The organism is Streptomyces virginiae (assembly GCF_040638905.1).
GTDB classification, from domain to species: Bacteria; Actinomycetota; Actinomycetes; order Streptomycetales; family Streptomycetaceae; genus Streptomyces; species Streptomyces virginiae_B.
This window is the reverse complement of sequence record NZ_JBEZYV010000004.1, coordinates 306,503-332,889: the sequence shown is the minus strand read 5'-3', so window position 1 is coordinate 332,889 and position 26,387 is coordinate 306,503. Positions and strand designations below refer to the sequence as shown.

The window sequence follows — 26,387 nt, the reverse complement described above, 5'->3', positions numbered from 1 at the left end:
TGGACGGGGGGTGGGGGGTGGTCAGGTGCCGTGCGCGGCGGACGCGACGAGCAGTTCCAGGCGGTCGGCGGCCTCGGGGGCGGCGCCCGCGGAGTGCAGCTCCTCCTGCATCCGCGCGGCGTTGGCGCGGACGCGGGGGTCGTCCATGACGCGCACGAGGGCTTCGCGCAGGGTGTGCGCGGTCAGCTGCTCGCGGTCGAGGCGGACGCCGAGACCCAGTTGGCCGATGCGCTCGGCGACGGCGGCCTGTTCCCGGGTCTGCGGGACGGCCACCATCGGGGTCCCGTGGAGGAGGGCTTCCATCGTGCTGCCCATGCCCGCGTGGGTGACGAAGGCGTCGGCATTGCGCAGGACGGCGAGCTGGGGGACGTACGGCCGGGCGTCGACGTGTTCGGGCAGTGTGCCGAGGGCGTCGGGGTCGAGCCCGGGGCCGTAGGCCATGACGACCTGCCAGGGCAGGTCCGCGACGGCCTCGCCGCACATCCGGAAGAACTCGGGCCATTCGTAGCAGGCGGTGCCCAGAGCGATGAGCAGCACCGGCCTGCGGTCCCCGGCGGGGTGCCAGTCGCCCTGGAACCCGCGGTCGCCGGCGCAGGGCCCGACGAAGGCGAAGCGGTCGTCGAAGGTCTCCCCGCGGTACTGGAAGGAGCGCGGCAGGAAGACCAGGCGCAGCGGCTCGGTGTGGCCGAGGAAGTCGCCGGCGGATGTCGCGGGCAGGCCGTGCGCGGTCAGGAAGCGGGTCAGTTCGCGGACGAACCGCAGGACTCCGGGGTGCAGTGGCTGGTCCGCCAGGAACTCCGCCTCCAGGGAGAAGTGTTCGTTGGAGACGAAGGAGGGCCACATCTCGGCGGCCGGGACGTGCCACTTGGCGGCGAGGACCCGTCCGGCCCAGGCGATCCCGTCGTAGGCGATGACGTCGGGCCGGTCGGTGGCCCAGGCCTCGGTCAGCACGGGCAGGGCGGCGTCGGCCTCGCGGAGGAAGTCCGTCGGCGAGATGTCCAGGCCGTCGTCGGTCAGGGCGTCGTCGACCGGGTTCCGGTAGACGACGGGCTCCGCGCCGACGGCTCGTACCGTCTCGGCGAAGGCCTCGGTGACCGCGTACGAGACCCGGTGGCCCCGTCGCACCAGCTCTTCGACCAGGCCGAGGGTGGGGTTCACATGACCGTGCCACGCGATCCCGACGAATCCGACGTGGAGCGGCATGACTCGCCTTTCCTTTCGTTGACAAAACTTGACTACCGACTGAGCATATTCGACAGATCATGACTTGCGGTAGAGGGGTTGGGATGACGACAGGAACCAGAAGGCCCGTCGCGGTGCGGTGGCACCGGGCGCTGGCCGGGACCGACGAGGCCCGGGTGGCCGCCGTCCCGGTGCCGGTGGCGGCGCCCTCCGTCCACCGCAAGCCGGCGGAGGCGGCCTCCGCGGCCCTCGGCGCCGCCTTCGGCGCGCTGCCCGAGGACGAGCGGGCGACGGCCGCGCTGTACGTCCTGTGCCACGACTACGGCACGTGGGCGGCCCGGCGCTTCGTCGCCCGCTGCCACGACCCCGCCCGCCGGCTGCGGCCCTCCGACTCCGTCGGAATGGAGACCTCCGAACTCGTGCGCCCCTATCTGACCGCCTCGGAACACCGGGGGGACTGCTACCTGCTGGCGCACCTGCCGGCGTCCGACGCGGAGTTCACCCCTCCGGTCACCGCCGCCCGCCCGGCCGCCGTCGTACTGGACCTGATCGTGTTCCCCGGCGAGGACCCGCGCGACGCGGACTGCCTCGCCCTCGCCACCACCTGGAAGGCGGCCGGCCTGTGAGCGACATCGTCATCAGCGGACTCGGCCTGGTCACCCCCTTCGGCCGCGGCGTGGAGCCCTACTGGCGGGGCCTGCTCGGCGGACGCTCCGCCCTGGGGCCCGCCCGGCGCTTCACGGCGCCGCCCTACCGGGGCGAACCGGTCGGTGAGGTACCCGAGGCGGGACCGCAGCCGGACGCGGGTCCCCGCAAGAGCGCCTACGCCCGGGCCGCCCTGCAGGAGGCGCTGCACGCCGCGAACCTCGCCCGGCTCCCGGACGGCTCCGTCGTGATCCTCGTCGGCCAGGCCGTCCTCCCCCGGCCCGACCGGGGCCGTGCCCGGCCGACCGCCGACGAGCGGGAGTTCATGGGCCCCGACCCCGCCGAGGTCCTCGGGGTGCGCCCGGACGTGCGGTACGTGCACCTCTCGCACGCCTGCGCCTCCGCCGTCTTCGCCGTCGGGTACGCCCGCGAGCTGCTGCGCGCGGGAGCCGCGCCCGTGGCCGCGGTGGTGGGCTCGTCGGTGCTCAACCGGTACGAGTACGCCAGCATGGACGTCGTCCGGGCCGTCGGCCGCACGGCCGCCCGGCCCTTCGACGTCGAACGGGCGGGCATCTCGCTCGGCGAGGGCGGCGGCGCCGTCGTCCTGGAGAGCGCCGCACACGCACGGGCCCGCGGGGCGTCGGCGGACCTCGTCGTCGCGGGCGCGGCCTGCCGGGTCTCCGGCGCCAAGTCCGCCGCCTCGGACACCGGCCGGATCGCCGCCTGCATGCGCGACGCCCTCGACGACGCCTCGGTGCACGGGCTGGACCACGTGCACGCGCACGCGACCGGGACCGGTCAGGGCGACGCGGCGGAACTGGCCGCCGTCGAGGCCGTCGCCGCGGACTGCGGCGCCCGCGCCCTGCCCGTCAGCTCGCACAAGGGCGCCATCGGCCACCTGCTGCACATCTCCGGCGCACCGGCCATCGCCGCGGCCGCCCAGACCCTGCGCAGCGGGATCGTCACGCCCACCGCGGGCCTCACCCGCCCGGAGCCCACCGACCGGCTGGTGCTGCCCACGGCCCCGACGGAGGTCGCCGGCGCCCGGACGGCCGCCGTCAACAGCTTCGGCTTCGGGGGCAACAACGCCTCGCTGGTCCTGCTCCGGCGGTGAACCACAGGTCGCTCCGCCCGCGGGGGTCGGGCGGAGCGACCGGCACCAGGGGTGCGGGCGGATCAGGCGGCTTCCACACCGACCATCTTCCGCAGGGCCGCCGTGTCGGTCTTCCCGTTGGCGCTCAGCGGAAAGCGGTCGACGACGTGGACGGCGTTGGGCTGTTCGTACTCCGCCAGATGCGGGGCCATCCGCCGGCGCCACTGGGCCGGCGAGCCCCCCTCGGGGTCGGCCACGACGAAGTGCAGGGCGCAGCCGCGCCGCAGGTCCTCCACCGCCAGCGCCTTGACCTGCCGGCCGCACGCCTCGGCCTTGCGCTCCAGGCTCTCCGGGTAGAGCGTGAAGCCCGACCGGTGCACGGCCTGGTTGCGCCCCACCACGTACAGATGGCCCTCGGGGTCGAGGTGCCCGAGGTCGGCCGTGCGGTACCAGGAGCCCTGGGGCACGGGGGCGAGGGTGCCGTCGTCGAGCAGGTGGCCCTCCATCAGCCCGGGCGAGAGCACCTCGATCTCGCCGAGCTCGCCGGGGGCGGCCGGCCCGCCGTCCGGGCGCACGACCCGTACCTCGATGCCCGGCAGCGGCCTGCCGCAGCCGATGGGCACGTCGGGGGTGGCCAGCGCGACGTTCCCGAGCTCGGTGAGTCCGTACCCGTCGAGGAGGGGCCGGCCCAGGGCCGCCGGGAAGGCCGCCGCGAGCGGCGCGGGCAGCGGGGCGCCGCCGACGCCCCAGACGCGTACGCGGCTCAGCGCGGCGCGCAGCTCGGGGCGGCGGCGCACGACGCCGAGCAGGGAGTGGTAGGTGGACGGGGCGGCGTCCACGGCCGTGACCCCGTGCCCGGCGGCCTGGGCGAGGGCCACGTCGAGCCGCTGGTAGGCCGTGACGGCCAGCGTGCAGCCGGCCAGCCACCACAGCAGCACCACGGACAGCCCGTACTGGTGGGAGAAGGGCAGCAGCGGGGCGAGCACGTCGTCCGCGCGGTACCCCATGGCCGCGATGGTGCGCAGGGTGTTGTCGTGGAGCGCGCGCCCGGACTTCACGATTCCCTTGGGCGGGCCGGTCGTTCCCGAGGACCACAGCACCACGGCGTCGGCGCGGGCGAACCACGCGGAGAGGTCGACTTCCCCGTCGAGCGGGGCGTGGCCCGCGCCCAGGCCGGGATAGGCCAGCACGCGCTCGCCGGGGAGGTCGGCGGCGGCCGCTTCACGGGTCAGCAGCCATCGCGCCCGCGCCCGGCGGGCCGCGAACCGTCCGTCCGCCGCCGACTGGCGGTGGTCCACCGGCACCAGCGAGGCGTCCAGGTGCATCAGGGCGAGCAGGGCCACGACGTAGTCGACGCAGTTGTCGCCCTTGACCAGGACCCGGTCGCCCGGTCCGACGCCGCGCCCGCGCAGCTCCCCCGCGGCGGCGAGCACCCGGCGGGTGAGCGCGGCCCCGGTGAGCGTGCCGGCCGCGTCGGCGAGTCCGGGTGCGGCGGCGGGAGCGCCGGCCGGCAGGGCCGGGGGCGCCGTCCGTACCGCCTGTGCCGTCTGGGCCGTCTGGGCCGTCTGGGCCGTCTGGGCCGTCTGGGCCGTGGGTTCCTCGGTCCTCGTCACGGTCACCGGTGCGCTCCTTCTTGCGTTTCCCGTTCCAGCAGCGGGGTGCGCGGATCCCACCGCGTGCCCAGGGCCCGGTCGCGGCGCCGCCGGGCGATGCCGGTCAGTGCCTCCAGGACGACGCGGTTGCCCAGGTAGGCGGTGATGTCGGCGTGGTCGTAGGGGGGCGCCACCTCGACGACCTCGACGCCGACCACGGGAAGCTCGTAGGCGATCCGGCGCACCGCGTCCAGCAGCTCACGGGAGGTCAGACCGCCCGGTTCCGGAGTGCCGGTGCCCGGCGCCTGGCCGGGGTCCACCACGTCCACGTCGACCGACAGGAACACCCCGTCGCAGTCGTCCATGGCGACGGCGAAGGCCTCGGTGAGACAGGCCGGCAGGCCGCGCGAGGTGATCTCGGACATCTCGTAGGAGCGCATGCCCTCGCCCGCCATCCAGCGCAGGGTGTCCGGGCCGGGCCAGTAGCCGCGCAGCCCGATCTGGAGGAAGCGGTCGCCGCGCACCGCGCCCGACTCGATGAGCTGGCGCATCGGCTTGCCGTGGCCGTACAGCGGGCCGTCCTCCACCTCGCCGGTGTCGGCGTGGGCGTCGAAGTGCAGCATCGCGATGCGTCCGAAGCCGTGGTGGCGGGCCAGCCCGCGCATGTCGGGGAGCGCGATCGTGTGGTCGCCGCCGAGCACGACGGGGATCGCCCCGAGCGCGGCCGTCATCCGCACCGCCTGCTCGATGCTCCGGATGCTCTGCTCGATGTCGCCGGAGTAGCAGGGGACGTCGCCGGCGTCGTACACCTTCAGTTCCGTGAGCGGGTCCACGCCCATGGCCAGGCTGCGGCGGGCGCCGTTCTGCGGCAGGTAACAGGCCTGGCGCATCGCGGACGGACCGAAGCGGGCGCCGGGCCGGTGCGAGGTGCCGCCGTCGAAGGGGGCGCCGAGGATGACCACGTCGGCGTCCTGGGGCGGGTCGGACAGGTCGAGCCGCGGAACGCCGAGGAAGGTGATGTCGGGCCCGTGGGCCGATCCCAGGTGGTGCACGTCAGCTCCCGATCATGTGGTGGCCGCCGTCCGCGTGGACGATCTCTCCCGTGGTGGCGGGAAGCCAGTTCGACAGCAGTGCCAGGCAGGTACGGGCGACGGGGGTCGCGTCGGCGGAGTCCCAGCCGAGGGGGGCGCGCGTCGCCCACCCGGTCTCGAAGGCCGGTCCGTCGCCGCCGATGCCACGCGCGGCCAGGGTGCGCAGGGGGCCGGCCGCGACCAGGTTGACCCTGATGCCGTCGGGGCCGAGCTCGCGGGCGAGGTAGCGGCTGCACGCCTCCAGTCCCGCCTTGGCCACGCCCATCCAGTCGTAGCCGGGCCAGGCCCGGGAGGCGTCGAAGTCCACGCCCACGACGGACGCGCCGGGGCGGAGCAGGGGCCGGCAGGCCACCACGAGGGCCTGGAGCGAGTAGGTGGAGGTGTGCAGGGCGGCGGAGACCTCCGGCCACCCGGCGGTCATGAAGCCGCCGTCGAGGCATTCGGCCGGGGCGTGCGCGATCGAGTGGAGCACGCCGTCGACGCCGTCGAGGTGCTCACCGACGCGGTCCGCGAGCGTGGCCAGCTGGTCGGGCGCGGTGACGTCGAGATCCACGACCGGGGGTTCGTGGGGCATCCGGCGGGCGAGCCGCCGCACCAGCGAGGCGCGTCCGTACGCGGTCAGGACGATGTGCGCGCCCTCCTGCTGGGCGAGGCGTGCCACCGCGTAGGCGATCGAACTCTCGGTGATCACGCCGGTGATGACGAGTCTCTTGCCGTCGAGCAGGCCGCTCATACGGGTCTCTCCCTCAGGGTCCTTCGGGGCGCCGGTGCGACTCGGCGCGCAGAACGCGCAGAGCGCGCGGAACACGTGGAAAACATGGAAACCGTGGAAACCGTGGAAATGGACGAGCTCCGGGGCCCGCCCGGAAGGGCGGGCACCGGAGCTGCTCAGCTCGTTCAGCAGTGGTTGCTGGCGGTGCTGGCGACGCGCGTGGTCTCCTCGGCGGGGACCTCAAGGCCCTGCAGGTCGAGAACGATCGACATGATGTTTCCTCCTCTCCGATGTATCGGGGTCAGTGGACAACCGGTCGGCTGATGCCGTCCGGAGCTCAGGGGGCGTGGTGGTCCACGCCGGTGGGGCGGTCCGTGCGCGGCGCCAGGAAGGGCAGGAAGTCCCGCCGTCCGTCGAGTGCCGCGGTGAGGGCCAGCAGGATGCCGGGGCTGCCGGTGGCCAGGTCCATCGAGAGCCTGCGCAGCTGCTCGCCGGGGAAGGCGAGGTGGCCGCGGTAGGACAGCGCGTGCCAGTGCAGTCGCGACAGGTGCCGCGCCACGGCCGTCCCGGGTGCCGTTCCCGCGCTGCGGGTGCGCAGCGAGGCGAGCGTCGCCAGCAGGCCGGCCCGGCCGCCGAACAGGTGCGGCTCGATGGTGAACTCGGGCTCGGCCGCCCGCACCAGGAGCGGCAGTGCCCGCTCCAGCCGGGCGTCCCGGCGGTGGGCGAGGACCTGGTCCGCGACCAGTGCGATGCCCGCGCTGCCCACTTCCAGGTACGGCAGCGAACGGAATCCGCCGTCGACCTGGAGCGAGCCGTCCTCGGCCGGCGCACACAGGTCGAGGTCGTGGTGGAGTGCCCGGACCGCCAGGTCGAGGTGGGCCGTGTCCGCCGTGTCCTCGTACAGCCGCAGGAAGAACAGGGCGGGCCCGGACCAGCCGCGCAGCAGCCCGGCCCGGCTGCCCCGGCCGGGGCCGGCCGTGATGCCCGGGGCGGTGCCCAGGGCGATCGCGTCGGCCATCCGGTCGGCCAGGCCCAGGGCGCGGCGGAAGTGGTCGCCTCCGCCCGTGCGGGCGGCGGCCTCCAGCAGGTCGAGGCCGATGCCGGCGGTGCCGCGCTGCAGGCTCAGGTCGCGCAGCGGCCCGACGGCCTGCGCACTTCGTGCCAGCAGTCGCTCGGCGGCGTCCAGGTGGCCGAACTCCCGCAGGACGTGGGCGACTCCGTGCGCCCCGTCGTAGAGACCCGGCCGCGACGGCGGCCGCCGGTCGGCGGCCTTGATCAGCCACTCCTCGTGCTCGGGGAAGCGCCCCGCACCCGAGGTGTGCAGCGCCCACAGGACGCCCGCCGCACCGTGGGCGAGGCCCAGTCCGTCGGTGAGGAACTGCCGTACGTCGCCGGGGAAGAGCCGGTCGCCGCGCTCGGGGGTGGCCGAGAGCAGGACGGCTTCCGCCAGGGACTTCCGTACGGCAGCCCAGTCCGGCCGCGTCTCGTCGAGCTCCACGCTCAGCGCCTCGCGGAGCACGGGCGGCACCCGGTCGCGTGCCTGCTCGCCGGGGGCCAGTTCACGGCGTACGGCGTCCAGGCTGCCGGCGGGCAGGGCGAACCGCTTCTCGGCGATGTCCGCCTGCCGCACGCCGCGTCCCGGGTCGAGCTCGTTCAGCCCGGTGAGCGGGAACAGCAGCCACAGGCGCAGGGCGGCCAGGGCGTGCCGGTCGATGTCGAAGCCGGTGCGTCCGGCTCCGGCGAATCCGGGGTGGCCGAGGCCGAGCCGGTCCGCCTCCTCGACGGGGACGGCGAGTTCGAAGTCCACCAGTGCGACGCGGTCCTCGTCGTCGATGAGGATGTTCGCCGGGTGCAGGTCACCGAAGATCATGCCGCGGGCGTGCACCTGGGCCACGAGCCGCTCGATGCGGTCGGCCACGGCCTGCGCCCGGTGGGCGTAGGCGGTGAGTTCGCCGTCGGTCGGTCCGGCCTTGGTCATTGGGTAGTGCCGGGCCAGCCAGCCCTGCAGGGTGTCGCCCTCCAGGTGCTCCACGGCGAGGAAGTGGTGCTCCCACACGACGCGGTGCTCGTACAGGGCCGGGATGCCGGGGATGCCGGCGAGGTGTTCCATGGCCCGGCGCTCCCGCGCCAGACGGGTCACCGCGTCCCTGCCGCGGCCGTCGAGGCCCGCGTGGGGGCGGCCCTCCTTGAGGACGACCTGCCGCCCTTCGGCGTCCTTCGCCAGGTAGACGCCGCCGCCGTTGGAGAAGTGCAGGGCGCGCTCGACCCGGTAGGGGAAGTCCGAGGCGGAGCCGCTCGCCTCGCGGGCCGCGAGCTGCTCGGCCAGGAAGGAGGGCAGCTGGATCCACTCGGGCACCTCGAACACGGGACGGCGCCGGTCGGGGACCAGGGTGCCGTCGGGGCGTTCGATCGCCGCGACGGGAGAGCCGTCCTCGTCGGTGCACCACCGGGCGACGAAGCCGCCGTAGCGCACGTGCAGCGGCCCGGCGTTCCAGCGCAGGTCGGTGAGGATGTAGGGGCCCGCCTCACCGTCGAGGAGGCCGCCCAGCTCTTCCAGGGCGCGGCGCAGCTGGTGCTCGTCGCTCGGGTAGATCGTCACCAGCTTGCCGCTGGAGGAGCGCGGGGCGTACTTGAGGCTGTGGGTGGTCAGCACGTCCACGCTGCGCAGGAACTTGAACGGCAGTCCCTCGCGGGTGCAGTAGTCCCAGGCGGCGTCCACGATGCGCCGGGCGTTGTCCGGCAGCCCGGAGATGTGGATCTTCCAGCCCTGCTGCGGCATGACGTGGCCGACCGGCGTGTGCACGATCCACACGTCCATCTCGCGGCGCTCGAAGCCCTCGTGGGCCGGGGCGCCGGTCTGGGTGAACCAGGAGGTGTCGTCCTCGTTGTGGCGGCCGGCGATGTCGTAGAAGACGCGGCTGGCCTGGCAGTACTCCTCGGGCTGCGGCCTCGTGCTGGTCATCGCTCTCCTCCCTGGGGCTCCGGCATCGACGGGGACTGCGACGGCGGCCGGGACTGGCCGGAGGGGGCCCGGAGCACGAGCACGGCGTTGTGCCCGCCGAATCCGAACGAGTTGCTGAGGACGGTGCGCACGGCGTGGGGACGCGCGGTGTGGGGCACGTAGTCCAGCTCCGTGTCCTCGGGGTCGTCGCAGTTCACGGTCGGCGGCACGATCCCGTCGCGGATCGTGTGGACCGCAGCGATCAGCTCGACCGCACCCGCGGCGCCGATCATGTGGCCGGTCATCGACTTGAGCGAGCTGATGGGGACGCGCAGGGCGTGGCGCCCGAACACGGCGCGGATCGAGGCGCTCTCGATGCGGTCGTTGAGCTGGGTGCCGGTGCCGTGGGCGGAGATGTGGTCGATGTCCTCGGGCCGCACTCCCGCGTCGTCCAGGGCATCGGTCATGGCCTGCCGGGCGGCGAGGCCCTCGGGGTGGGGATGGGTCGAGTGGTAGGCGTCGGTGGTCGCGCCGTAGCCCGCCAGTTCGGCCAGTACGGTGGCGCCGCGGCGGTGGGCGTGCTCGGCGGATTCCAGGACGACGATGCCCGCGCCGGCGCCCATGACGAACCCGTCCCGGGCCCGGTCGAAGGGACGGCTGGCACGGCCGGGGTCGTCGTCGCGGCGGGAGAGCGCACCGGCGTTGGCGGCGGCGGCGAGGTCGAGCGGGTTGACCGCGTCGTCGGCCCCGCCGGCGATGACGACGTCCGCATAGCCGTGGCGGATCATGCGCATCGCGTCACCGATGCAGGTGGCGCCGGTCGCGCAGGCGGTGGCGGTTGCGCCGGAGGGGCCCCGTGCGCCGAGCCGGAAGGCGATCTCGCCCGCCGCGCTGTCCAGCGAACCGCTGGAGGCGAGGTACGGGGTCATCCGGCGCCGCCCGTGGTCGCGCAGATCGTGGATGGCCGACTGCATGAGCTGGCCCGGGCCGTAGCCGGAGCCCACCAGGACGGCGGTCCGGACGGCGAGTTCCCCGTCGACCTCCAGCCCGGCCTGCCGCACCGCCTGGAGGGCGGCGGCGAGGGCGAACTGGGCGTACCGGTCGAGTCGGCGGCCCTGCTTGTTGGGCATGTACGGCTTCGGATCGAAGTCCACGACCTCGCCGGCGAACCGGGTCGGAAGGGTGTCCCCGTCATAGCGGGTGATGGTGCGGATCCCGCTGCGCCCGGCGGTGGCCGCGGCCCAGAACTCCTCGGTGGTGCAACCGATGGGGGAGACGACGCCGCTGCCGGTGATCACCACGCGGCGTTCCAGGGCACGAGCCCGTGTCTGCGTCATGTCCGCCTCCCTCCCTGATTGCCGTGAGCTGCAACCACCCTTCTGCGGGGGCCTGTTGGGCGGCCCGCCGGGGCGATGACCAAACATTGACACACTCTCGACTCGCGAGTCAAGAAACATGACTGGGCGAATCTCGGGGACTCCACCCCGGCCACTCGTTCGCGTTGACGATGCGCCATGCATGCTGTTCACTGTCGAATTCATGGATAGTCATGAACTTGACTCAAGAGTCATGGAGAGTTGATATGCCGCGCTGGAGCACACTGTTGCTCGACGACGCCTCGCTCGGCGAGATGCCGAAGCTCCCTCTGCAGGACGTCCTTCGGCACGCCGACCTCGTCACCGAACAGCAGCCACAGCCACAGGCTCTCTACGAGCGCTGGGAGAAGCAGCAGTGGTCGGCCCAGGCCATCGAACTCGGCCCGGACCGCGAGGACTTCGACAAGCGGCTCCCGAAGGCCGCGCGCAGGATGATCGAGGAGTCCATCGCCACCTTCATCATCGGCGAGTACACCGGTCTCGACCTCCTGGGGCCGATCCTCACCGGAGCCCCCGAGGAGCGCGACCACCTCTACCTCGGTACGCAGATCGCCGACGAGACCCGCCACACGCAGCTGATGCTGCGCCTCGGCGAAGAGCTCCTCGGCCTGGACCCCGACCCCAAGCGGATGCTGGTGCAGGCGTGGAACATGGTCACGCCGGCCCACCAGGAACTCAGCCGCGTCGAGACCGAGATCATCCGGGAGCTGCAGCAGCACCCCTCGGACTACCGTCGCTGGCTGCGCGCGGTGGCTCTCTTCCACCTGATCACCGAGGGCGTCCTGGCCCTCGTCGGCCAGCGGGCCATCGTGAACTCCCTGCACGGCATCCCGCTGCTCGCCGGACTGAAGGCCGGCTTCACGGCGATGTGCCGCGACGAGTCCCGGCACGTCAGCTTCGGCCTGCACGCGCTGCGCCAGGGCGTGCAGGAGGGCTACGGCGACGACATCCGCGAGATCATCGAGCTCGCCGCGCCGATCGCCCTCAACATCGAGGAGGGCGGCGAGGCGGACTCGGCCCCGCAGGGGCTCACCATGAAGCAGCTCGGCATCGAGAGCCTGTACCGCCAACTGCGGCTCATCGGCATCGAGAAGAAGTTCGCCGACCACGTCGTCGACCTCTCCGCGCCGAAGCCGGCCGCCGAAGAGGACCGCTGAGCCGCCACCGCGCGCCGTCCACCGCCGCCCCGCGCTCCCCAGCCCTCACCGCCACATCCACACACCCCAAGAGAGGTAACCGCCATGACGCGTGAAGAAATCATCTCCGGCCTCGCCGAGATCCTGAACGAGGTCGCCGACGTGGAGCCGGCCGACGTGACCGAGGAGAAGTCCTTCATCGACGACCTCGACGTCGACTCCCTGGCGATGGTCGAGGTCATCGTCGCCGCCGAGGAGCGCTTCGGGGTGAGCCTGCCCGAGGAGGAGCTGAAGGAGCTCCGGCTGGTCTGCGACATCGTCATCCGGATCGAGAAGCAGCTGGCCGGCTGACTGCCCGTTCCTCCCGCCGCTGCTTCGGCCCGCCCCGACCCGGGGCCGGAGCGGCGCATCCACCCACTTCCGGACTCGCCCGTACGAGCCCGGGGCCAGGAGGCACCATGAGCGACGACCGGGTCCAGGTACGCCGCGCCCTTCGCGCCCTGTTCAGCCCGCTCGGCTGCCCCGACCCCTACCCCCTCTACGCGGTGCTCCGCGAGCGGGCCCCCGTGGCCCGGCTGCCCGACGGGACCGTGGTCGTCACCCGCTACGCCGACTGCGACCGGGTGCTGCGCGATCCCCTCTTCCGGGTCGAGGACGACGAATGGATCGCCCGCACGTGGCCCGAGGGCCCCGAGCACCTGGCCGTCCACTCCCTCATGGGCGAGATGGTCAATCAGAACTCGCCCCACCACGAGCGGCTGCGGCGCCTGGTCAGCCGCGCCTTCACCCCGCGCCGCGTGGAGGGACTGCGGCCGGCGGTGGAACGGCTGACCGACGCCCTGCTGGAAGACCTCGCCGGACACGCCTCCACGGGCCCGGTCGACCTGATGGAACGGCTCGCCCTGCCGCTGCCCATCACCGTCATCGGGGAACTGCTCGGCATTCCCGAGGAGGACCGGGCCTGGTTCGGCCCGCGGGTACGGGACATCACCTCCGCCATCGAGCACAACCTCCTCGGCCCCGACCTGGAGCGCGCCGACGCGGCGACCGCCGAACTGTGGGACCGCCTGGGCGCGCTGGTGGCCGAGCGGCAGGCCGATCCGCGCGAGGACATGGTGAGCACGCTCATCGCGGTCCGCGACGCGGACGGCGACCGGCTCACCCACCGCGAACTGCTCGCCAACCTGGTCCTGCTGTACTCCGCGGGCTACGAGACGACGAGCAACCTCATCGGCAACGGCACGGCCACCCTCCTTGACCACCCCGGGCTCCTCGCCCGCCTGCGCGGTGAGCCGGACAACGTCGCCGCCTGGGTCGACGAGATGCTGCGCTTCACCCCGCCCATCCAGATCGCCTCGCGCTGGACCGGCGAGGACACCGAACTGAACGGCGTACGCATCGAGAAGGGGACCCAGGTCGTGGCCCTGCTCGCCGGGGCGAACCGCGACCCCGAGCGGTACGAGTCACCCGACACCTTCCTGCCGGGCCGGCCGGTGTCCGGCTCGCTCAGCTTCGGCGCGGGCGCGCACTACTGCCTGGGCGCCGCCCTCGCCAGGCTGGAGGCCCAGGTCGTCTTCCCCCGGCTGCTGGCCCGCTTCCCGCACATCGCCCGCGCCGGCACGGCGCTGACCCGTACGCGCGTCACCTCGCTGCGCGGCTACGACCGGCTCCCGCTGGAGCTGAAGTGAGCCCGCACGGCCGCCGGCCCGGGGCGGCAAGCCCCGGGCCGACCACACGCGACGCCGTCCGGCAAAACTACGACTTCGCCTTCTTCTCCCGCGGCCAGATGGTGTAGGACCACGACCAGAGGGTGTCGATCACCCAGATGGTCAGCCAGATCCGGCCCAGCCAGACCAGCGGCCCGCGCTGGTCGTCGGGCACGCTGCCGTCCGTGATCTGCCATACGAGCCAACTGGAGTCCAGGGCCCACAGGACCAGCTGCCCCAGCGCGAACGCGGCCGTGTGGATGTACCAGTCCCGGCGCTCCTTGCGGGCGTGCTCCTTCGGCCCCAGGGCGGGCTCCGCCGAAGGCTGCGCCGGTTCCGGCTTGCTCGTGTCCATGTCTTCTCCGTCCTCTGTCATGTGTACTGTCTCCGGCCCGGCCCCGGCCCCTGCTCCGGCCGGAGCCGCTGTCCCGGCCTTGTTCTCCTCCGGCGGCAGGCGCAGGACGCGGACCGCGAACGGCACCACGACCGCCCCCACCGCGGAGGTGGCGGCTGCCGCCGCGCAGGCGGCGACCCAGCCGAGTTCCTCGTAGAGCACCCCCATCACCAGCGGGCCGACCACCACACCGGCCAGGCGCGCGGTCTCGTAGAGGCCCATGCCCCGGCCGATCCGGCCTCCGGACGCGGCGGCCACCGTCGCCTGCTCCACGGGGATCTGCGCCGCGAAACAGGCGGCGGCCACGGTCCAGAACGCGGCGATCGCGAGCGGTGTGGAGACGACCGCCAGCCCGGCGGCGAACAGCGCGCCCGCCGCGAACGACGCGACCATGGTCGGGGTCCGGCCCAGCCGGCCGGTGAGGTGGTGGGCGTGCTCCGGGAGCAGCACGAACACCACGAAGCCGGGGGCGAAGACCAGCGCGATCGCGTTGGGCGACAGCCCCAGGTCCCCCTGCAGCCGCAGCAGCAACAGCATCCACAGCCCGGCCTCGGCGGCGGCCGTCACCGCGGACACCACCATCAGCGGCAGCAGCCGGCGCTCCGCCGTCCCGCGCCGCAGCGGCCCCTCCGCCTCCAGGGCCTCCGCGCCCGGTCGGGCCGGCGCTCTGCCCGGCCCGCGCAGCAGCAGAACCATGGCCAGCACGCAGGCGGCGGCGCCCAGCCAGAACAGCACCGGGTAGCCGGTCCGTTCCAGCAGGGAGAACGCCACCAGGTATCCGACGAAAGCACCTTGGCCCTCCGCGGAGAGCAGCTTCCCGTAGGCGGCGGTGCCGTCGCCGTCCCGTGCCTCCTGCCCGGTCCAGGCCCGCAGGGCGACCCAGAACAGCGCGCCGCCCGCGCCGCCCAGTCCCGCGGCGGCGAAGGCCACCGGGAGGGAGTCGGCGAGCGCGTACCCCGCGAACGACAGGGCGTACAGGCCCGCGCCGGCCGCGGCCACCCGCCGCTGGTCGAAGCGGTCGGCCAGTTCCCCGGCCAAGGGGCGCACGATCAGCGACAGCACCGCCTCGAAGGCGATGAGGGCGCCCACCACGGACGCTCCGGCCTGCAACGTCGACCCGGCCCACAGCGGCAGCAGGAAGTCGAGCACCTCGGCCGGGGCGCTCGCGAACAGCGCCGCCGACAGGACCCGGCGCCCTGCCGGGTCCGTCGGCGTCTTCGTCCCGGCGCTCACGCTTCGAGCGCCGTCTTCGGGGTGATCACCCGGGTGGGGATGGACTTGTTGGTGATCCGCGCGAACATGTTGCGCGGGCCCGGGATCCACACCTCGTCGACCGCCGCCGCGTGCAGGCCCCGCAGGATGGTCTGCCAGTGCACGGGGGTGGTCCAGCCGTCCAGCAGGTCCTGCTTGATCTCCTCGGGGTCGGTCAGGAGCCGCCCGTCGACGTCGGACAGGACCGGTATCGCCGGGGCGTTCCACGGCACGGTGCCGTAGACCTCGTCGTGCAGGCGCTCGCGCAGCCCGGAGACGGCGGAGCAGTGCTCGGCGCGGTTCATCGTGTAGAAGGGGAAACCCCCCTCCTCGCGGACCCGCTGCTCGAAACGCTCCAGGGAGCGCAGCGACGCGGACACCGCGTGGACCTCCTCGTCCAGGACCACCGACAGCTCGATCCACTCACCGCGTGCGCGTGTCTCCTCGACGAGCCGTTGCACCGTGTCGTGCGGCAGCCGGTAGAAGAAGTGGCAGCCCATCGGCTCCTTCAGCGAGTCGAAGTAGTCCGTCTCGACGGCTACGCTGCGCCGGATCAGCTCCAGCGCGTCCGGGTAGGTCAGGGCCCCGGCCCAGACGGCGGCCATGAAGGCGCCGAAGCTCTGCCCGCCGCAGACGGCGGGCCGGCCGCCGTGGCGGTCCTGCGCGCAGTCGGCGAGGGCGAGGGTGAGTGCCATGAACCCCGTCTCGAACACCTCCCACTCGTAGATCGACGCCTCGCGGTAGGCGTCGGCGAGGGAGTAGCCCAACACCTCGTCCGCCTCGGCGAACCTGCGTCTGGCGTGGTCGTTCGTGGTGACGAACTCGCTGATCGCGTCGAATCGGGTGGGAATGAGCCCGGGGAAGAAGAGCGCTACGGCCATTGCCTCATCCTTGTCTCGCAGTCGTTCATTCGTCCTCACGCAGCGGGAAGTCGCCGTTCGCCCCGGAGGTTCCCGGAGGGCTGTCGGCGAGGGACACCCCCACCTCGACCACCCCTGCTGTGTTGTTCTCCTCGCAGTACTGCCACGCCTTGAGGAGGACGCCGTGGAGATCGCCGGGGTTGTCGAGGCGCCAGTATCCGAGTCCGTACGCGTGGGCCAGGCCCTCGGATCCGGTCGGGCGGTCGGCGGTGAAGGCGAACCGCGAGCCGGTGCCCGACACCCGGTCCAGGTTGGTCTGGAGCCACCCGTAGCCGCCGTTGTCGAGGACCACGTACAGCACGGCCACGCCCGCGTCGGCGACGGTGGGCAGTTCGGAGCGGAAGAGGTTGAAGGCGCCGTCGCCGACCACGGCCACCACGGGCCGTTCCGGCTCGGCCAGGGCGACGCCCACGGCAGCCGCGGCGCCGAAGCCGAGCGGGGTCTGTTCGCTGGGCACGACGGACCCGCCGAGGGCCCCGCAGCTCCAGTGGGGGTAGAAGTACGACCACATGTCCTGCAGGCCGTTCTCCTGGACGAGGACGCGGGTCTCGGGAACGGCGTCGGCGAGGGCGGACAGCACGCGCGCCACCGGCACGCCCGCGGCCGGCCCGGCGGCGTCGGCCGCCGCGTCCGCGGCGGCCGCCCGCTCGGCCGCGCGTACGGCGTGGGCCTCCCGTACGGCACGGACCCGTCCGGTCCAGGCGGTGTCGGCCGCATGCCCGTCCAGCAGCCGCGACCAGGCCTCGACGGTCCGTCCGACATCACCCAGCACACCGGTGCCCGGCCTTCCGGTGACGAGGCTCTCCTCTCCCGTCACCACCTGGATCACCGGGAGCCCGGCGGCGTCCGGCCAGCCGAAGGTCGCCGTCTCCTCCAGCCGGCTGCCGAGCGCGATCACCAGGTCGGTCTCGCGCCACAGCCGGTCGGCGGGGGCCACCGTGTAGAGGCCCGACACTCCGCAGAAGAGCGGGTGGTCCTCGTCGACCGTGCCCCGGCCGGAGGCGGTGGTGAAGATGCCGGCGCCGATCCGGTCGGCGAAGGCCTCCAACAGGCGGCCGGAGTTGCGGTGGCGGGCGCCGCCGCCGACCAGCAGCAGGGGCCGCCGGGCCGCGGCGATGGCGTCGGCGGTGGTCCGCAGGACGTCGGGGTCCGGGGTCTGCCGCTGCGGGGCCGCCTGCCGCCAGGGGCCGACGCGGGTGACCGGTTCCCCGGCCGCCTGTTCCGCGATCTCGACGTACACGGGGCCGGGCGTGCCGTTGACGGCGATGGTGACCGCCTTCTCCAGTACGCCCGCCAGGCGGTCGGCGTGGTCCACCCGCGCCGCCCACTTGACGTACGGCCGCACCGCGGCGAGCTGGTCGAGCTCCTGGAAGGCCCCCGTACCCAGCCGGTCCAGGGCGGTGCCCCCGGCGATGAGGACGACGGGCGCGGCGGCGGAGGCCGCCTCCAGGACCCCCGTGAGGGTGTTGGTCAGGGCGGGGCCCTTGCCCACCGCGCAGATGCCGGGCCGCCCAGAGGCGAGGGCGTAACCGGTCGCCATGAACAGGGCGTTGCGCTGGTCGCGGCAGAGGACGAACCGGGTGTCGGTGCCCTCCAGGGCGGCCAGGAGGTCCATGTCGTCGCCGGGCAGGCCGAAGACAGCGCCGGTGCCGAGGTGGTGCAGATGGTCGGCGACGGCGTGCCAAGCGCTGGGGTAGCTGCGGTCGTTCATCGGCCGGCCGCCGGGAGGTGCTCGGCGACGGCCTTGGAGACGAGGACCGGCTCGGTCCACATCTGCGTGCCGTCGGTGATGTAGTTGGCCATCCGCCCGTATCCGCCGAAGGGCGCGTTGCCGTCGTCGATGGACAGCAGGGTGGTGTCGACGGTGACGGTGGTGCGCCGGCGCAGGGCGTCGGCCAGGGCGGGTGCGTCGCCGTACACGCTGGATCCGAGGGCCCGTTCGGTGAACACCGCGGTGGTGAGGGTGGCCGCCAGGACCTCCGGGTCCCGGTAGCCGACGACGTTGAAGACAGGCGCGAAGAACTCCGGCACCGGGGTGCGCGGGGTCACCTCCTCGCCGACGACGACGGTGGGCTCCATCCGCCGCTCGCGGAAGTCGACATGACCGCCGTGGACGATGTTGCGGCGGTTGCGGGCCAGGAACTGAGCGGCCTCCTCCAGCGCGCCGTCGTAGAAGACGGGCCCGTAATCGGCGTCCGGATCGGTGTAGGGCCCGTAGCGCAGGGCCTTGAGCTCGGTGACGAGAAGGTCGAGGAACTCGTCGAGCAGGTCCTCCTGGACGCAGAACAGGTCCGGGCCCAGGCAGTCCTGGCCGGCGTTGTGCATCCGGATCTCCACGGCGTCCCGGGCCGCCCTGGCGAGGTCGGCGCCCGGGGCGACGACGAAGGGGTTGACCCCGGAGCCGAGGAACAGGAACAGCTGGCCCGGGGACAGTTGGGGCCTGATCTGCTCGGCGTTGCGGTAGGCGCCGGTGAAGACGACGACGTCGGCCGGCCGGACGTGCTCACGCAGGAATTCGCGCTGGCTGGCATTGGTCAGTTCGATCGGCAGCCCGTGGTGCGCGGCGAGCAGCCGGTGCAGCCTGCCCATCTGGTCCTTGACCTGACTGGAGGGGCGGAAGACCAGCCGGTCCGCGTAGAGGGCGGGCACCAGCAGGTACAGGGCGTACGAGTACAGGACGACGTTGGACGGCATGTAGACCGCCAGTCGCGGGACCCGGCCCGGCCGGTACGTCTCGAACTCGGCGAGCGCGCCGTCGAGCGTGGCGATGGTCGCCTCGATCTCGTATCCGGCGGCGCGGTGCGTGGAGATCTCGCAGAGCAGGTCGTGGACGGCGCCGGGGTCGCCGGCCAGGAAGTCCCGGACGGCTCGGAGTGCCTCCAGGCGTCCGGGGTCGGGGACCTGCACCGGCTCGTCGAGAGCGGTCGGCCAGGCGGGAGCGGAGCTCATGTATCCCTCCTCGGGGCGGAGTCCATGGAGAGTCAGCGTCAACCCCTTGTCATTGATTGTCAAGTTCAGTCATGGTTGTCATGGCTGCTGGTCGGCCCGCATGCCCCGCAGCGCGGGCGCCGCCCAGCAGCAGCAGACCACCAGCAGGTAGGCGCAGGCGAGCGTGACGATCGTCGGGCGCAGGCCGGCGGCGCCCACGAGCACCACCGTCAGGGAGGCCCCGAGCGGAACGGCCACCAGCCCGGCCGTGTCGACCGCGGCCGTCACCCGCCCGTACTGCTCACGCGGAACGCTGCGCTGGAGCACACCGGTGCGAACCGGACCCACCGGGGCGGCGAAGGCGCCGAGCAGCGCGAGCACCACGGCACCGACGGCGAGGGAGGGCAGGGCGGCGAGCGCGCCGATCGACAGGGCCACCGCGAAGCCCGAGCCGAGGTACACCCGGCGGGCTCCGAGCCGGTGCCCGGCGACGGCGTAGCCCACCGTGCCGGCCACCGCCCCCAGCCCGAAGGCGGTGAGCAGGACGCCCAGGCCCGCGGCGCTCCCCAGGTGCTGGTAGGCGTACGTCACCAGGACCACGCCGGCCAGTCCGCTGTCCAGGCCGTTGAAGGCGGTCCCGGACACCGCCATGGCCCGCAGCAGCCGGTGCTCGCGCAGTGTGCGCAGCCCCGAGCGCAACTCGGCCAGGTAGGTATCCGCAGCCCGTACGCCCCGGCTCCCGGCCCGGCCGGCCGCGATGCAGCCGAGGATCAGGACCGCCGCCAGGAGGCAGGCCGCCGCGTCGATGAGCAGGACGTCGGCGACCCCGAGGAGGGCGACGGCGGCTCCGCCCAGGGGAGGCCCGCACAACTGGGCGACCTGGTGGACTCCGCTGAGCAGCGCGTTGCCCCGCTCCAGCGGCATGTCCGCATCCGCGGACAGCTCGGGCACCAGACCGGTGACGGCCGCGGAGGCGGGGATGTCCAGCACGTTGGCGGCCACGACGAGTGCCGCGAGGACGGGGAAGTTCAGCATCTCCAGCGCGTGCACGACCGGAATGCACGCCGCTCCGATACCGCCGACCGCATAGGAGAGCACCGCCGTCGCCCGGAATCCCCAACGGTCCACCAGGGGGCCGGAAACGAATCCGACGGTTCCCGAGGCGACGGCACCCAGGGCGACGAGGATTCCGGTCTGCGCCACGCTGCCGGTCGTCTGCAGCACGAACCACGGGACGGCGACGACCATCATCGCCTCGCCGACCGAACTGACCGCCACGGCCCCCAGCAGGACATAGATGCCCCACCGGCGGCGGCGGCCTGGCCGTCCATCGATTGTCATGGGTATTGACTTTAACATGACTCGAATGTGACTACATGAATACCCCAACAATGCGCAAAAATCGGCACGGGGGCACCACTCGTCCTTACGGAACGCGCCATGTCGGGTAGAATCTTTGTCACACTCCGTAAATATCCATCCGTCCTTCAACCACACAGCGAGCCGAACCTTGACGATCGAGCAGCCAGCATTCGGGAAACGCGTCCGGGAAAGCCGTCGCCTCCAGGGCCTGTCCCAGGGGGACCTCGCCGGCGAGGGCGTCTCGTCCAGCTACGTGTCGCTGGTGGAGAGCGGTCACCGGATCCCCAGCCTCAAGGCGGCCAAGGTCATCGCCGGGCGGCTCGGCGTGACGCTGGAGGAGCTGTGCGAGCCCGAGGCGCAGGACCGGCAGCGCACCCACCGGCTCCAGCTGGTCGGCCTGCTGGTGGCGGCCCGCTCCAGCCAGCTGGCCGGGGACTGGGCCGCGGCGCGGAGCCAGTTGGACGCCGTCGTCCGGCAGGCCGGCGACGGCGGGTTCGACGAGGTGCGCTGGGAGGCCCGCTGGGAACTGGCCACCGTGCTCGACCGCCTGGGCGCCGATGCCGAACGCGAGGCGACCCTGCTGGAGCTGCTGAACGACCCGATCACGACGGCCGCGCAGCTCATGCGCACCCGGGCGGCGATCGAACTCGCCGACCTCTACCGGCGTACGGGACGCCTGTCCGACGCCGTCACCTTCGCGGAGGAGGCCTCGGGCGCCGCGGCCGGCCTCGACGCGGGCCGGCCCGAACGCGTCCAGGCCCAGGTCGTGCTGCTGACGGCGTACGTGGAGAGCGGGGAGTGGCACCGCGCGAAGAGCCTCGGCGACGCCCTGCTCGACGAGGTGCCCGCGGTGGCGGCCCAGCCGTTGCGCGCGTGTGCGCTCTGGGCGGCGGCCGGCGCCCGCCACCTCGGCGGTGGCGGCGAGGCCCTCGGCCTGCTGACCCGGGCGGACGAGCTGCTCGGCGGGGCGGAGGACGTCCGGCTGCGCCTCCGCCTGGACCGGGCCCGCGCCCTGCTGGCACTCGCCACCGGCGACGTGAGCGCCGAAGCCCTGCTGGAGCGGGTCCGGCGCGCGCAGGCGCTCGGCTCCGCGTCCACAGCCGCCACCTGGCTCGCGGCCCTGGAGGCGCTGGCCGTCGTACGGTCCGCGGACGCCTCCGCGGACGACGCGGCCGCGGCCGCCGAAGCGCTGGACCCCTCCGCGCTGGACCCGCTCGACCGGGCCCGGTGCACGGTGATCCGGGCCCGCGTCCGGCGCTCGGCGGATCAGGAGGAAGCAGCGGCCGCGGACCTCAGGGCGGCGGCCGCGGAGTACGAGAAGGCCGGCGCCGTCCGGCTCGCGATGGAGACGTGGCGGGAGCTGAGCGCCCCCGGCCACGTCACCGGCGTCGACCCGCACGCCGTGCTCATGCCGTAGCGGGCTCCGGACATCGCAGTCTCCGCAACACCGCCCGGCGGACGGGAGCGGAGGCCGCCACGGCCGCCACCGTTCCCGCTGCGGCGGGCAGATCCCGTACGTACGCGACGCCGCTCGTCCCCCACGGCCCCGAGGCGGGCAGCTCCACCCTGCCGTCCGGCCCGGCGGCCGACACGTCCACCTCGGCGGCGAGCGCGAAGGCTCCGCGTCCTGACAGGCGCAGCGCCGCCTCCTTGCGGGCCCACATCCGGGCCAGGACCAAGGGCCGCCGTCCGGCCGCCGCCTCCCCCGCGAAGGCGCGCTCCGTTCGGCTGAAGGGCAGCAGGGCCTCCGCCTCGACCGAGCCCCGGACGGTGACCGCGCTGAGCGCCACCGACAGCCCCCGGGCGAGAGCGACGAGCAGCCCTCCCTCGTCCCGGCACACCGCGAGCCCCCACGGTCCCGCGTCCCATCTCTGCCGCCCCAGGTCGTCCCGCGTGAGCCGGATGTCGTCCGGCGGCCGCATCAGCAGACGGGCGAGCAGGGCCCGGACGGTCCGGTCGTCCCCCGCGGAACCGTGGTGCGGCATGTCTTCCGCGGGAGGGAATTCGCTCCCGTTCAGCACCGAGAACACGTGGACCTCGCCCTCACCCACGTCGTACGGGCGGTCCGGCCACTGCCATTCCTCTGGTAAATCCGATCCCCGTGCATCCTTTTCAGGTTGATGTATGTCATAGAGAAGATCATCCCCCGGCAATTTTCCCTCACATCTTCATTTGCAGTCACCCGAAACCGGTGCGCACCGGCATCGGGGAATGAAATGGCTATTCATAGAAGCGCTCGGTCAAAGCGCTCTTTTATCAACCGCTCGGCACCGGAGCTCGAAGCACCGAGACGGGAGACGGCCTGCGGGACGCTCGGTCGGCTCGGCGCTGCGACCCCGCAGCCACTTGCCTCAGCACGTCGGACAGGGCACACGGAACAGCAAACCTAACCTGGCGCGTTCACTTCAGTCAACATCCACAACGCCGATCTGACTCCGGCTGACCAGCGGTCATATTTCCTTGAAGGATTAACCGCTGACGCTCCGTCGACAGCTCCCGCTCCGGAAGGCCGGGGACCACCCAAAAGCCTGCTCCCGGCGCGCCGAATGACCGCCGAATCCCTCCATCGAACCTTCACATCCGCCCGCCCCTCGGGCGCGCGGGGCGCCGAGTGGCCTAAAACGCTCGCTCGCTTAGCGCGCGTCCGCACTTTCTGCCGATCAGGCCTCCGCCTTTGCGGCCGTGACGGGCCGCGACCACGCGGTGACCGCGCCGCCCCGCAAGAAGAGGACTCACTCATTCCGCGATCGTGCGGGCGACCCCCGTACTCGACTTCGCCCCGCGTCCCGGCGCCGACCGTCTGGAGTACACGCCCGGCGCGCTGCGCCCCGCCCGGTACCCGCGTGGGCCACATCGCTGTGGGTACGGTGTTGTCCCGGTAGGGCCGGGACGACGAGGCTGCTACCAATCAGTAAACAAGGGGACAACTCCGCTCACGACCGCAAAGAAAATGTGGGCCGTTCGTAGGGACTCGACAAAGAATCACCCGGGGCCGCTGACCGGGGAGACAGAGACCTTGGATACATGACGGGGTTACTGTGCAGTCGGGGATCCCCCTGACCTGGGGCGCCACAAGGGTTCTCCGGCGGAGCGGGCCTCGCATCACACTCTGTGTGGGCAAGGTCACCACCGGGGAAGGGTCGAAAGGCCGTGTGGGCTGTCCCTAAACTCAGCTTGTTTCAAGGAGGGAGCCATCGTGCGCAAGGTGCTCATCGCCAACCGTGGCGAAATCGCTGTCCGCGTTGCTCGGGCCTGCCGGGACGCCGGGATCGCGAGCGTAGCCGTCTACGCCGATCCGGACCGGGACGCTCTGCACGTCCGCGCGGCAGACGAAGCTTTCGCGTTGGGCGGTGACACCCCGGCCGCGAGCTACCTGGACATCTCCAAGGTCCTCCAGGCCGCCGCCGACTCGGGTGCGGACGCCATCCACCCCGGATACGGCTTCCTGTCCGAGAACGCCGACTTCGCCCAGGCCGTGCTCGACGCCGGTCTGACCTGGATCGGCCCGCCGCCGCAGGCCATCCGTGACCTCGGCGACAAGGTGGCCGCCCGTCACATCGCCCAGCGCGCCGGCGCGCCGCTGGTCGCCGGTACGCCGGACCCGGTCTCCGGGGCCGACGAGGTCGTCGCCTTCGCCAAGGAGCACGGCCTGCCGATCGCCATCAAGGCCGCCTTCGGCGGCGGCGGCCGCGGCCTGAAGGTCGCCCGCACCCTCGAAGAGGTGCCGGAGCTCTACGACTCCGCCGTCCGCGAGGCCGTCGCCGCCTTCGGCCGCGGCGAGTGCTTCGTCGAGCGCTACCTGGACAAGCCGCGCCACGTCGAGACCCAGTGCCTGGCCGACTCGCACGGCAACGTCGTCGTCGTCTCGACCCGTGACTGCTCCCTCCAGCGCCGCCACCAGAAGCTGGTGGAGGAGGCCCCGGCGCCGTTCCTGACCGAGGCTCAGAACGCGGAGCTGTACGCCGCTTCCAAGGCCATCCTGAAGGAGGCCGGCTACGTCGGCGCCGGCACGGTGGAGTTCCTCGTCTCCGCCGACGGCCTGATCTCCTTCCTGGAGGTCAACACCCGCCTGCAGGTCGAGCACCCGGTCACCGAAGAGGTCGCCGGCATCGACCTGGTCCGCGAGATGTTCCGCATCGCCGACGGCGAGGAGCTCGGCTACGGGGACCCGGTCCTGCGCGGCCACTCCATCGAGTTCCGCATCAACGGCGAGGACCCGGGCCGCGGCTTCCTCCCGGCGCCCGGCACGGTGACGAAGTTCGTCGCGCCGACCGGCCCGGGCGTCCGCCTCGACGCGGGTGTCGAGTCCGGCTCCGTCATCGGCCCGGCCTGGGACTCTCTTCTGGCCAAGCTGATCGTCACCGGCGCCACCCGCGAGCAGGCGCTGCAGCGCGCTGCCCGCGCGCTCGCCGAGTTCGAGGTCGAGGGCATGGCCACGGCCATCCCGTTCCACCGTGCGGTCGTCACCGACCCCGCCTTCGCCCCCACCGACGGCAGCCCGTTCACCGTCTACACCCGCTGGATCGAGACGGAGTTCGTCAACGAGATCCCGGCGTTCACGGCTCCGGCCGCGGAGGACACCGAGGACGAGCCGGGCCGCGAGACGGTCGTCGTCGAGGTCGGCGGCAAGCGCCTGGAGGTCTCCCTCCCCTCGTCCCTGGGCATGACCCTGGCCCGTACGGCCGCCGCGGGCGGCGCGAAGCCGAAGCGCCGCGCGGCCAAGAAGTCCGGTCCGGCCGCATCCGGAGACACGCTCACCTCCCCCATGCAGGGCACGATCGTCAAGGTCGCCGTCGAGGAGGGCCAGCAGGTCACCGAGGGCGAACTGATCGTCGTACTGGAAGCGATGAAGATGGAGCAGCCGCTCAACGCGCACCGCTCCGGCACCATCGTGGGCCTCACCGCCGAGGTCGGGGCCTCGGTCACCTCCGGCGCCACGATCTGCGAGATCAAGGACTGACGTCCCGGACCGTGTCCGCGGACACGCGAAGGCCCCGCCCGGTCGAACCGGGCGGGGCCTTCGCGATTCGGGGCTCCAGGGAGCGTGCGTGCCAGGCTCCGCCGGCCAGGCGGGACTTCGACGACACGACCTAGCGGCGCCGCATGTCCGCGACCCGCGCCCGCTCCGCCTGCTGCTCCAGCATCCCGCCGGGCGCGCTGCGCAGCTGGGCCGTGGGGCCGCCGCGCCGCTGCACCGGGAGCGGCGAGTCCCGGCGCGGTCGGCGTCCCTGCATGCCGTCCACGCCGCCGGAGGCCGCGGGGCCGCCGGCCACGGTGATCTGGACGCCCTGGTCCGCCAGGGCCTGAAGCTCCGTCGCCGCCCGGTCGTCGTGCGGCGGGGGCTCGTCCGTGACCAGGCGGGTCATCACGTCCGTCGGCACCGTCTGGAACATGGTGTCGGTGCCGAGCTTCGTGTGGTCCGCCAGCACCACCACCTCCGCGGCCGCCTGTACCAGCGCCCGGTCCACGCTGGCGGACAGCATGTTGGACGTGGACAGCCCTCGCTCGGCGGTCAGGCCGCTCCCGGACAGGAAGGCCCGGGACACCCGCAGCCCCTGGAGGGACTGCTCGGCCCCGCTGCCCACGAGGGCGTAGTTGGACCCGCGCAGGGTGCCGCCCGTCATGACGACTTCGACCCGGTTGGCGTGGGCCAGCGCCTGGGCGACCAGGAGCGAGTTGGTCACGACGGTCAGGCCGGGCACCCGGGCGAGCCGGCGGGCCAGCTCCTGCGTCGTGGTGCCGGCGCCGACGACGACGGCCTCGCCCTCTTCCACGAGGCCGGCCGCGACATCGGCAATGGCGGTCTTCTCCGCCGTCGCGAGATGGGACTTTTGCGGAAAGCCGGACTCCCGCGTGAAACCGCCCGGCAAGACCGCACCGCCGTGTCGGCGGTCGAGGAGTCCTTCGGCCTCCAGTGCCCGCACGTCCCGCCGTACGGTCACTTCGGAGGTCTGGACGACGCGGGCGAGCTCCCGGAGCGACACCGCTCCGTTGGCCCGCACCATTTCGAGGATCAATTGGCGACGTTCTGCAGCGAACACGAAACTGACAGTAACCC

20 protein-coding genes are annotated in these 26,387 nt (G+C 73.0%); 7 read left to right on the top strand and 13 right to left on the bottom strand.

Annotated elements, in window-relative coordinates:
* Positions 1–21: 21 nt before the first annotated feature.
* Positions 22–1,203, bottom strand: a complete 1,182-nt coding sequence (locus tag AB0F82_RS09420; protein WP_362625264.1) for a macrolide family glycosyltransferase — start codon at positions 1,201–1,203, stop codon at positions 22–24.
* Between the two features lie 83 nt (positions 1,204–1,286).
* Here AB0F82_RS09420 and AB0F82_RS09415 point away from each other — a divergent pair, with 83 nt between their 5' ends.
* A complete protein-coding gene (locus AB0F82_RS09415) occupies positions 1,287–1,808 on the top strand; it encodes a hypothetical protein (protein WP_362625263.1) in 522 nt (173 codons plus the stop codon).
* On the top strand, positions 1,805–2,941 hold the full coding sequence (locus AB0F82_RS09410) for a beta-ketoacyl synthase N-terminal-like domain-containing protein (RefSeq protein ID WP_362625261.1): 1,137 nt from the start codon (positions 1,805–1,807) through the stop codon (positions 2,939–2,941). Before AB0F82_RS09415 ends, AB0F82_RS09410 begins: the two co-directional genes overlap by 4 nt.
* Positions 2,942–3,003: 62 nt before the next feature.
* Here the strand turns inward: AB0F82_RS09410 and AB0F82_RS09405 are convergent, their stop codons facing one another.
* From AB0F82_RS09405 to fabF, 5 genes are all read right to left on the bottom strand, one after another.
* Positions 3,004–4,539, bottom strand: coding sequence for a class I adenylate-forming enzyme family protein (locus tag AB0F82_RS09405; RefSeq protein WP_362625259.1), 1,536 nt, complete (start codon positions 4,537–4,539; stop codon positions 3,004–3,006).
* Complete coding sequence (gene speB / locus AB0F82_RS09400; RefSeq protein WP_356812461.1) at positions 4,536–5,564, bottom strand: agmatinase; 1,029 nt, start codon at positions 5,562–5,564, stop codon at positions 4,536–4,538. The genes AB0F82_RS09405 and speB overlap by 4 nt, the downstream gene beginning before the upstream one ends.
* Position 5,565: 1 nt before the next feature.
* Positions 5,566–6,336, bottom strand: a complete 771-nt coding sequence (gene fabI, locus AB0F82_RS09395) for an enoyl-ACP reductase FabI (protein WP_362625257.1) — start codon at positions 6,334–6,336, stop codon at positions 5,566–5,568.
* A gap of 316 nt (positions 6,337–6,652) precedes the next feature.
* Positions 6,653–9,277 carry a class III lanthionine synthetase LanKC gene (gene lanKC / locus AB0F82_RS09390; RefSeq protein ID WP_362625255.1) on the bottom strand — a complete coding sequence of 875 codons (2,625 nt, stop codon included), beginning with the start codon at positions 9,275–9,277 and terminating at the stop codon, positions 6,653–6,655.
* Positions 9,274–10,593, bottom strand: a complete 1,320-nt coding sequence (gene fabF, locus AB0F82_RS09385) for a beta-ketoacyl-ACP synthase II (RefSeq protein WP_356812457.1) — start codon at positions 10,591–10,593, stop codon at positions 9,274–9,276. The genes lanKC and fabF overlap by 4 nt, the downstream gene beginning before the upstream one ends.
* Positions 10,594–10,838: 245 nt before the next feature.
* Here fabF and AB0F82_RS09380 point away from each other — a divergent pair, with 245 nt between their 5' ends.
* The 3 genes from AB0F82_RS09380 (at position 10,839) to AB0F82_RS09370 (ending at position 13,456) form a co-directional block, all read left to right on the top strand.
* Positions 10,839–11,789, top strand: a complete 951-nt coding sequence (locus AB0F82_RS09380) for a ribonucleotide-diphosphate reductase subunit beta (RefSeq protein WP_356812456.1) — start codon at positions 10,839–10,841, stop codon at positions 11,787–11,789.
* Between the two features lie 84 nt (positions 11,790–11,873).
* Complete coding sequence (locus tag AB0F82_RS09375; RefSeq protein ID WP_356812455.1) at positions 11,874–12,119, top strand: acyl carrier protein; 246 nt, start codon at positions 11,874–11,876, stop codon at positions 12,117–12,119.
* A gap of 107 nt (positions 12,120–12,226) precedes the next feature.
* On the top strand, positions 12,227–13,456 hold the full coding sequence (locus tag AB0F82_RS09370) for a cytochrome P450 (protein WP_362625252.1): 1,230 nt from the start codon (positions 12,227–12,229) through the stop codon (positions 13,454–13,456).
* Positions 13,457–13,523: 67 nt separating this feature from the next.
* Here AB0F82_RS09370 and AB0F82_RS09365 read toward each other — a convergent pair whose 3' ends face one another.
* From AB0F82_RS09365 to AB0F82_RS09345, 5 genes are all read right to left on the bottom strand, one after another.
* Positions 13,524–15,101, bottom strand: a complete 1,578-nt coding sequence (locus tag AB0F82_RS09365) for an MFS transporter (RefSeq protein ID WP_362625250.1) — start codon at positions 15,099–15,101, stop codon at positions 13,524–13,526.
* Positions 15,098–16,000 (bottom strand): ACP S-malonyltransferase, encoded by a 903-nt coding sequence (locus AB0F82_RS09360; protein ID WP_362625248.1) that lies wholly within the window; start codon positions 15,998–16,000, stop codon positions 15,098–15,100. The genes AB0F82_RS09365 and AB0F82_RS09360 overlap by 4 nt, the downstream gene beginning before the upstream one ends.
* 25 nt (positions 16,001–16,025) lie before the next feature.
* The gene (locus tag AB0F82_RS09355) at positions 16,026–17,750 is read right to left on the bottom strand and encodes a thiamine pyrophosphate-binding protein (protein ID WP_362625246.1); all 1,725 of its coding nucleotides are present in this window, start codon (positions 17,748–17,750) and stop codon (positions 16,026–16,028) included.
* The gene (locus AB0F82_RS09350) at positions 17,747–18,988 is read right to left on the bottom strand and encodes an aldehyde dehydrogenase family protein (RefSeq protein WP_356812449.1); all 1,242 of its coding nucleotides are present in this window, start codon (positions 18,986–18,988) and stop codon (positions 17,747–17,749) included. Before AB0F82_RS09350 ends, AB0F82_RS09355 begins: the two co-directional genes overlap by 4 nt.
* A 78-nt stretch (positions 18,989–19,066) precedes the next feature.
* A complete protein-coding gene (locus tag AB0F82_RS09345) occupies positions 19,067–20,308 on the bottom strand; it encodes an MFS transporter (RefSeq protein ID WP_362625244.1) in 1,242 nt (413 codons plus the stop codon).
* Between the two features lie 169 nt (positions 20,309–20,477).
* Between AB0F82_RS09345 and AB0F82_RS09340 the strand changes: the two genes are divergently transcribed.
* Positions 20,478–21,746 (top strand): helix-turn-helix transcriptional regulator, encoded by a 1,269-nt coding sequence (locus AB0F82_RS09340; RefSeq protein ID WP_362625242.1) that lies wholly within the window; start codon positions 20,478–20,480, stop codon positions 21,744–21,746.
* On the opposite strand, the gene AB0F82_RS09335 is transcribed toward AB0F82_RS09340, so the two are convergent.
* Positions 21,736–22,314 (bottom strand): hypothetical protein, encoded by a 579-nt coding sequence (locus AB0F82_RS09335; RefSeq protein ID WP_356812446.1) that lies wholly within the window; start codon positions 22,312–22,314, stop codon positions 21,736–21,738. The two genes, AB0F82_RS09340 and AB0F82_RS09335, sit on opposite strands and share 11 nt — an antisense overlap.
* A gap of 1,211 nt (positions 22,315–23,525) precedes the next feature.
* On the opposite strand from AB0F82_RS09335, the gene AB0F82_RS09330 reads away from it, so the two are divergent.
* Entirely contained in the window at positions 23,526–25,289 is a 1,764-nt protein-coding gene (locus AB0F82_RS09330; protein ID WP_356812445.1) for an acetyl/propionyl/methylcrotonyl-CoA carboxylase subunit alpha, read from the top strand.
* 130 nt (positions 25,290–25,419) lie between these two features.
* Here AB0F82_RS09330 and AB0F82_RS09325 read toward each other — a convergent pair whose 3' ends face one another.
* Positions 25,420–26,370 carry a DeoR/GlpR family DNA-binding transcription regulator gene (locus AB0F82_RS09325; RefSeq protein WP_356812444.1) on the bottom strand — a complete coding sequence of 317 codons (951 nt, stop codon included), beginning with the start codon at positions 26,368–26,370 and terminating at the stop codon, positions 25,420–25,422.
* Between the last annotated feature and the right edge of the window lie 17 nt (positions 26,371–26,387).

What these genes read in the sequence shown, in the direction of transcription:
- AB0F82_RS09420 (WP_362625264.1), bottom strand. Translation starts at nt 1,203, where the DNA reads ATGCCGCTCCACGTCGGATTCGTCGGGATCGCGTGGCACGGTCATGTG.
- AB0F82_RS09415 (WP_362625263.1), top strand. Translation starts at nt 1,287, where the DNA reads ATGACGACAGGAACCAGAAGGCCCGTCGCGGTGCGGTGGCACCGGGCG.
- fabI (WP_362625257.1), bottom strand. Translation starts at nt 6,336, where the DNA reads ATGAGCGGCCTGCTCGACGGCAAGAGACTCGTCATCACCGGCGTGATC.
- lanKC (WP_362625255.1), bottom strand. Translation starts at nt 9,277, where the DNA reads ATGACCAGCACGAGGCCGCAGCCCGAGGAGTACTGCCAGGCCAGCCGC.
- fabF (WP_356812457.1), bottom strand. Translation starts at nt 10,593, where the DNA reads ATGACGCAGACACGGGCTCGTGCCCTGGAACGCCGCGTGGTGATCACC.
- AB0F82_RS09380 (WP_356812456.1), top strand. Translation starts at nt 10,839, where the DNA reads ATGCCGCGCTGGAGCACACTGTTGCTCGACGACGCCTCGCTCGGCGAG.
- AB0F82_RS09375 (WP_356812455.1), top strand. Translation starts at nt 11,874, where the DNA reads ATGACGCGTGAAGAAATCATCTCCGGCCTCGCCGAGATCCTGAACGAG.
- AB0F82_RS09370 (WP_362625252.1), top strand. Translation starts at nt 12,227, where the DNA reads ATGAGCGACGACCGGGTCCAGGTACGCCGCGCCCTTCGCGCCCTGTTC.
- AB0F82_RS09360 (WP_362625248.1), bottom strand. Translation starts at nt 16,000, where the DNA reads ATGGCCGTAGCGCTCTTCTTCCCCGGGCTCATTCCCACCCGATTCGAC.
- AB0F82_RS09355 (WP_362625246.1), bottom strand. Translation starts at nt 17,750, where the DNA reads ATGAACGACCGCAGCTACCCCAGCGCTTGGCACGCCGTCGCCGACCAT.
- AB0F82_RS09350 (WP_356812449.1), bottom strand. Translation starts at nt 18,988, where the DNA reads ATGAGCTCCGCTCCCGCCTGGCCGACCGCTCTCGACGAGCCGGTGCAG.
- AB0F82_RS09345 (WP_362625244.1), bottom strand. Translation starts at nt 20,308, where the DNA reads ATGACAATCGATGGACGGCCAGGCCGCCGCCGCCGGTGGGGCATCTAT.
- AB0F82_RS09335 (WP_356812446.1), bottom strand. Translation starts at nt 22,314, where the DNA reads ATGCCGCACCACGGTTCCGCGGGGGACGACCGGACCGTCCGGGCCCTG.